The sequence below is a fragment of the Arthrobacter crystallopoietes BAB-32 genome, assembly GCF_000328305.2.
Classification (GTDB): domain Bacteria; phylum Actinomycetota; class Actinomycetes; order Actinomycetales; family Micrococcaceae; genus Crystallibacter; species Crystallibacter crystallopoietes_A.
The window spans coordinates 1-6847 of sequence record NZ_ANPE02000294.1; the positions used below are offsets into that span (position 1 = coordinate 1).

Annotated in this window: 5 protein-coding genes and 1 pseudogene; 5 read left to right on the forward strand and 1 reads right to left on the reverse strand. The window is 70.0% G+C overall.

Annotated elements, in window-relative coordinates; all coding sequences use genetic code 11:
* The 5 genes from D477_RS20175 to D477_RS20195 all read left to right on the forward strand — a co-directional run.
* The coding region (locus D477_RS20175) for an XdhC family protein (RefSeq protein WP_005274856.1) at nucleotides 1–671 on the forward strand (671 nt) is incomplete at its 5' end.
* A 9-nt stretch (nucleotides 672–680) separates the two neighbouring features.
* The gene (locus D477_RS20180; protein ID WP_005274858.1) at nucleotides 681–1526 is read left to right on the forward strand and encodes an FAD binding domain-containing protein; all 846 of its coding nucleotides are present in this window, start codon (nucleotides 681–683) and stop codon (nucleotides 1524–1526) included.
* Nucleotide 1527: 1 nt separating this feature from the next.
* Entirely contained in the window at nucleotides 1528–4428 is a 2901-nt protein-coding gene (locus D477_RS20185) for a molybdopterin-dependent oxidoreductase (RefSeq protein WP_005274862.1), read from the forward strand.
* 94 nt (nucleotides 4429–4522) lie between these two features.
* Nucleotides 4523–5014 (forward strand): DUF2975 domain-containing protein, encoded by a 492-nt coding sequence (locus D477_RS20190; RefSeq protein ID WP_005274864.1) that lies wholly within the window; start codon nucleotides 4523–4525, stop codon nucleotides 5012–5014.
* On the forward strand, nucleotides 5014–5274 hold the full coding sequence (locus tag D477_RS20195; protein ID WP_005274865.1) for a helix-turn-helix domain-containing protein: 261 nt from the start codon (nucleotides 5014–5016) through the stop codon (nucleotides 5272–5274). The genes D477_RS20190 and D477_RS20195 overlap by 1 nt, the downstream gene beginning before the upstream one ends.
* 64 nt (nucleotides 5275–5338) lie before the next feature.
* Here the strand turns inward: D477_RS20195 and D477_RS20200 are convergent.
* A pseudogene (locus D477_RS20200) lies at nucleotides 5339–6692 on the reverse strand (8-oxoguanine deaminase).
* Nucleotides 6693–6847: the final 155 nt, after the last annotated feature.

The following is a 6847-nucleotide window of genomic DNA, read 5'->3' on the forward strand; positions in this document are numbered from 1 at the left end:
CCTCGGCGGAGGCGTACTGCGGCGGCGAGCCGCCGACGCTGCTCGTCGAAACCCGGCTGCCGCCGCCGCGGCTGCTGGTCTTCGGCGCCAACGACTTCGGCGCTGCCCTGGTCCCGCAGGCCAAGCTGCTCGGCTACCGGGTGACGCTCTGCGACGCAAGGCCGGCCTTCGTCCAGCAGCCGCGCTTCGCGGCGGCAGACGACGTCGTCGCCAGTTGGCCGCACCGCTACCTGGCCGGCGAGGCCGCGGCGGGACGCCTCGACTCCAGATCCGTGGTCTGCGTGCTGACCCACGACCCGAAGTTCGACATCCCGCTGCTGGACACGGCGCTGGGCCTGGACCTGGCCTACCTGGGCGCCATGGGATCGCAGCGCAGCCACCGCCAGCGCGTGCGGGACCTGCTGGCCAAGGGCGTCGACCCCCAGGACCTCGCCCGGCTGCATTCGCCGATCGGCCTCGACCTGCAGGCCGTTACCCCAGCCGAGGTGGCCGTGTCGATCATGGCCCAGGTCATCGCCTCCCGGAACAGCGCCGCTACCGGCCAGCCGCTGTCCGAACGGAGCGGACCGATCCACTCCCCCGCGGCCGCTGCCGCTGCGCACAGCAGCCGGCCACCCGCCGTCGTACTTTCCCGCCCGGTCAACGAAGACCGGGCCCTGATCCACATTTAGGAGGCACCCATGGACATGAACACCATCGAGGCCGTACTGCCGACCGCCGACCCGTCGCACTGGCAGCCCGGCGACGCCTGGCTGGGCGGCGGCACGGTGCTCTTCTCGTACGGCAGCACCACGCTGCGGCGGCTCCTCGACCTCGGGCAGACCGGCTGGGAGCCGGTGACCGCCTACGGCGACGGCGTCGAGCTGGCCGCCACCTGCACCATCGCGACCCTTTATCAGCTGCCGGACTCCCCTGGCCTCGCCGCGCTTTGGCCCGCGCTGGACCTCGTGCGGCCGTGCTGCGACGCGTTCGTCGCGTCCTTCAAGATCTGGAACATGTCCACCGTCGGCGGGAACATCTGCACCTCGCTGCCGGCCGGGCCGATGACCTCGCTCTGCTCCGCGCTGGACGGCGTGGCCACCATCCTCTCCCCAGGCGGCGGCAGCCGGACGCTGCCTGTGGCCGAACTGGTCACCGGGGACGGCACCAATGCGCTGGCGCCCGGCGAGCTGCTGCGCAGCGTGCACCTGCCGGCCCACGCGCTGTCCGCCCGGACCGCGTTCCGCCGCCTGTCGCTGAGCAATCTGGGCCGCTCCGGCGTGCTGCTTATCGGCCGGCAGGACCCGGACGGAACGTTTGTGCTGACCGTGACCGCCTCGACCAAGCGGCCGGTCCAGCTGCGCTTCGCGCCGGATGCCCTGCCCGGGGCCGGCGAGCTGGCGATCGAGCTGGACGCGGCCATCGAACCCGGGCTCTATCACGACGATATCCATGGCCTGCCCGAGTGGCGCCGGGACATGACCTACCGGCTGGCGGAGGAAATCCGCGCCGAACTGCTGGCTGTGCCGGCGGAAAGGAGCGCCTGACATGGCGATCGAGATCAACGGCGAACTGCACGGAAGCAGCCCCCGCCCGGGCCAGTGCCTGCGCACCTTCCTGCGCGAAGAGGGCATGCTGGGCGTGAAGAAGGGGTGCGACGGCGGCGACTGCGGTGCGTGCACCGTGCATGTCGACGGCGAACCGGTGCACAGCTGCATCTACCCCGCCGTCCGGGCCGAGGGCCGGTCCGTCACGACGATCGAGGGTCTGGCCGCGCAGTCCGGCTCCGCCGACGCCGGCAGCCTGCACCCGATGCAGCAGCAGTTCCTCGACGCCCAGGGCTTCCAGTGCGGGTTCTGCTCCGCCGGGATGATCATGACCGCGGCGACGTTCACTGACGAACAGAAGCAGGACCTGCCGCGCAACCTGAAGGGCAACCTCTGCCGCTGCACCGGCTACCGGGCCATCGAGGACGCCGTGCTCGGCCGCGACGGCGGCGGCTGCTCCCACCCCGCCGACGCGCACTGCGCGCTGGATGCCCCGGCCGGAACTTCCCCTGCAGCAAGCGGAAGCATCCAGCCGCAGGCGCCCGAAGCACCCCGCGCCGTCGGCGCCGATACCCCCGCCCCCGCGGGCCCCGCCGTCGTTACCGGAAAAGCCCGCTACACCCTGGACGTGCCCGCCGAGCAGCTGCCCGGCCTGCTGCACCTCAAGCTGGCCCGCTCGCCGCACGCGCACGCCCGGATCCGCGCGATTCGCACCACGGCCGCGCTGGCCGTGCCTGGCGTCGTCGCGGTCTTCACGCATGAGGATGCCCCCGCACAGCTGTTCTCCACCGCGCAGCACGAGCTGTACTCCGATGACCCGGACGACACCCGGGTGCTGGACGACGTGGTCCGGTTCAAGGGGCAGCGGGTCGCCGCCGTCGTCGCGGAATCCGTTGCCGCCGCCCAAGCCGGAGTACGTGCCCTCGAGGTGGACTATGAGCTGCTGCCGGCGGTCTTCACGCCGGCAGCCGCGCAGGAACCCGGTGCGCCGCTGCTGCACGGCGACAAGCCCGGTGATTCCCGCATCGCCGCCCCCGAACGCAACATTGTGGCCGAGGTGCACACGGAGATCGGCGACGTCGCCGCCGCCCTGGCCGCGGTGGACGCCGTGCATGAGGAAACCTACCGGACCCACCGGGTGCAGCACGTGGCGCTGGAGACGCATGCAGCCATCGCCTGGACGGAGCCGGACGGCTCGCTCGCCGTCCGGTCCTCCACCCAGGTGCCGTTCCTGGTCCGCCGCACGCTGGCGCGGATCTTCGCGCTGCCCGAGGAGCAGGTGCGGGTGACCGCCGGACGTGTCGGCGGCGGCTTCGGCGGCAAGCAGGAGCTGCTCACCGAGGACATCGTCGCCCTCGCCGCGCTGAAGCTGGGCCGGCCCGTGCAGCTGGAGCTGACCCGCACCGAGCAGTTCTCTGCCACGACCACCCGCCACCCGTTCACCGTCGCCGTGCGTGCCGGCGCCCGCCGCGACGGCACGCTCACCGCGCTGGCGGTCGATGTTACCACCGACGCCGGCGCCTACGGCAACCACTCACCGGGCGTGATGTTCCACGGCTGCGGCGAATCCATCGCGGTCTACCGGTGCGCGGCGAAGAAGGTGGACGCCCGCAGCGTCTACACCAACACCGTGCCCGCCGGCGCGTTCCGCGGCTACGGGCTGAGCCAAATGGTCTTCGCCGTCGAATCCGCACTGTACGAGCTGGCGCTGCAGCTGGGGCTGGACCCGTTGGAGTTCAAGCAGCGGAACATGATCGCCGAGGGCGACGAGATGCTATCGCTGCACGCCGAGCCGGAGGAGGACGTCATCTGCGGCAGCTACGGGCTCGGCCAGTGCGTCGACTTGGTCCGCAGCGCGCTGGACCGCGGCCGCGAGCGCGGCGCCGGCGGACAGGACCTTGGGCCCGAGTGGCTGGTCGGCGAGGGGACCGCGCTGTCCATGATTGCCACCGTCCCGCCGCGGGGACACTTCGCCCACAGCATCATCTGGCTGGAGCCGGACGGCTACCGGCTCGACGTCGGCACCGCCGAATTCGGCAACGGCACCACCACGGTGCACACGCAGCTGGCGGCCGAGGCGCTGGGCGTGGCGCCCTCGGCGGTGCGGATCCGGCAGTCGGACACCGCGCTGACCGAGCACGACACCGGCGCGTTCGGCTCCACCGGCACCGTGGTCGCCGGGAAAGCGACCCTGGCTGCGGCGCAGGAACTGGCCGCCCTGCTGCGGGACTTCGCGGCCGAGCTCAGCGGCGTCCCCGCCGAACAGTGCCTGCCCGTTGACGGCGGCGTGGACTGTGCCAGCCAGCTGGTGGGTTTCGCGGAACTCGCCGCTGCCGCTACCAAGCAGGGCCGGCCGCTGCGGGCCGAGGGCCGCTGGGGCGGAACGCCGCGCTCGGTCGCCTTCAATGTGCACGGTTTCCGGGTCGCCGTGAATGCCGGAACCGGCGAGCTGGCCATCCTGCAGAGTGTCCAGGCGGCGGACGCCGGCGTCGTCGTCAATCCCCGCCAGTGCCGCGGCCAGATCGAAGGCGGCATCGCCCAGGCCCTCGGTGCCGCTCTCTATGAAGAGGTGAGGATTGACGACGGCGGTGCGGTCACCACGGATATCCTGCGGCAGTACCACATCCCCACCTTCGCAGACGTCCCGCGCAGCGAGGTCTACTTCGCCAAGACGTCCGACACCCTGGGACCGCTGGGCGCCAAGTCCATGAGCGAAAGCCCGTACAACCCGGTCGCCCCCGCCCTGGCCAACGCCCTGCGGGATGCCACCGGTATCCGCTTCACCTCGCTGCCGCTCGCCCGCGACCGCATCTACCTGGCCCTCAAAGCCGCCGGCCGCGTCCCCGCCATCAATGCCTCTTCCGTCCCAACGTCCAACGCAGCGGTGGCCATGACCAGATAGCGCGCTTTACCGCACCCCCGGTATCGACGCCAGTGCTTCCATTTTCTTATCGATTTTCGATATGCTTAGATCGTTAATCGATAAGAGGAGACCGATGGGAAAGATAACTATCCTGGCGCTGCGCGTCGTGCTGGCGCTGGCACTCGCCGGTTCGCTGTTCGTGCAGCTGTGGATGGTGCCGTTGCTGTCAACCGACCTTGAAGAGGCCGGCGCACCAGCCGGACCACGCATCGCGCTTCTCGCTATCGTGGTCCTGGGCATCGCCTGCGTTCAGGTCACCTTGATATGCGTATGGCGCCTGCTGACCATGGTGCGCCGGGGAACGGTGTTCTCCCACGGGGCCTTCCGCTACGTGGACGTCATCTTCGGCGCGATCGCCGTTGCTTCGCTGCTCATGTTCGGGATTGCCGTCCTCCTCGCCCCGGGTGGAATCGCTCCCGGCATCGTCCTGCTGATCTGCGGCGCGTCCCTGCTGATCGCCGGGATGGCCTTGATCGTCCTGGTCCTGCGGATGCTGCTGGCCCAGGCGGTCGCGAAGGACTCCGAAGCGAAGCACCTGCGGAGCGAACTGGACGAGGTGATTTGATGCCGATCGTCGTCGACATTGACGTGATGCTGGCCAAACGCAAGATGCCCGTCGGCGTGCTTGCCGATCGCGTGGGCATCACGCCAGCCAATATGGCGGTGCTCAAGAACGGGCGGGCCAAGGCGATCCGCTTCACCACGCTCGAAGCGCTGTGCGAAGTGCTGGACTGCCAGCCCGGAGACCTCCTTCGCTGGGAACCAGACGCTTCCGAGGACCGGTCATCAACCGAAGACAGCCGCGACCGCACGCTTCCGGCCTGACAAGTTGGATTGCGAGCCCCCGCCAGTCCTGCAAATGGCTTGCTGCGGATCCGGTTAGCGCACACTACACGTCGGCGAGGAGTTGGCGGGCCGCGGCGGAGTGTTTGGCGATGAGGGAGTCGAGGTCGAGGCCTTCCACGTGGCCGTCAATGACGCGCCATTGGCCACCGACCATGACGCGGTCGGCCCGGTCGGCGCCGCAGAGCAGCAGGGCGGAGAGCGGGTCGTGGCTGCCGGAGAACCGCAGGCCGTCCAGCTTGAAGAGCGCCAGGTCTGCCTGCTTCCCCACCGCGATCTCGCCCATATCGGTGCGGCCCAAGGCCAGCGCGGATCCTTTCGTCGCCCAGCCGAGGGCGCTCGGGCGTCGCGAGCTCGGCACCGTAACGCAGACGCTGCAGGTACAGCGCCTGCCGGGCCTCGAGGATCATGTTGGAGCCGTCATTCGAGGCCGAGCCATCGACGCCGATCCCGACATGCACGCCGGCGTCCTCCAGCTCCATCGCGCGGCAGATGCCGGAGGCCAGCCGCATGTTCGAGCTGGGGCAGTGCGCGACGCCGACGCCGGCGGCACCCACCCGGGCAACCTCGTCGTCGTTGAAGTGGATGCCGTGGCCCAGCCAGGTGCGCGGGCCCAGCCAGCCGACACTCTCGAGGTAGTCGACGGTGCGCAGGCCAAAGCGCTCCAGGCAGAACTGCTCTTCGTCGATGGTTTCGGCCAGGTGCGTGTGCAGCCGGACGTCGTGCAGGTCGGCCAACGCAGCGCTGGCCTTCATGATCTCCGGGGTCACCGAGAACGGCGAGCAGGGCGCCAGCGCGATCTGGATCTGCGCGCCCGGCCCGCGCTCGTGGTAGCGGCCGATCAGCCGTTCGCTGTCCTCGAGGATCACCTCCGGTGACTGGACCACGCTTTGCGGCGGAAGACCGCCGTCGTCCTCGCCCAAAGTCATGGAACCGCGGGTGAGCACGGCCCGCATGCCCAGCTCGCGCACCACCTCCACCTGCACGTCGACGGAGTCCTCCATGCCGGCGGGAAAAAGGTAATGGTGGTCCGCGGCCGTGGTGCAGCCGGAGAGCAGCAGTTCGGCGAGCGCGGCCTTGGTGGCGAGCTCGAGCGCGTTCGGGGTCAGCCGCGCCCAGACGGGATAGAGGTTGACCAGCCACGGGAACAGCGGCACGTTGACCACCGGAGCCCAGGCGCGCGTGAGGGTCTGGTAGAAGTGGTGGTGCGTGTTGACCAGGCCCGGCAGGACCACGTGCTCCGACGCGTCGAACACGGCCACGCACTCCGTTCGCGGCGCCTGGCCAGCCGGAACGAGCTCGGTGATGGTGCCGCCTTCGACGACGAACCCGCCGGCGGCGTCCTCGGTGTTCGCGGTGAAGACGGCCAGCGGGTGGCGGATCCAGAGTCGTTCAGTCATGGGGTTCTCCTTGTCAGTTACAGGTTGTGCCGAGCATCAAAGGACGACGGCGGTGCCGCCAGCTCAGTTACGTCCTGTCTGCTGATCCAGGAGACCGCGAACGGTCGGGGTCGGGGGTCGGGGTTGCGGGTCAGGGTCGGGGTTGGGACCGGGGT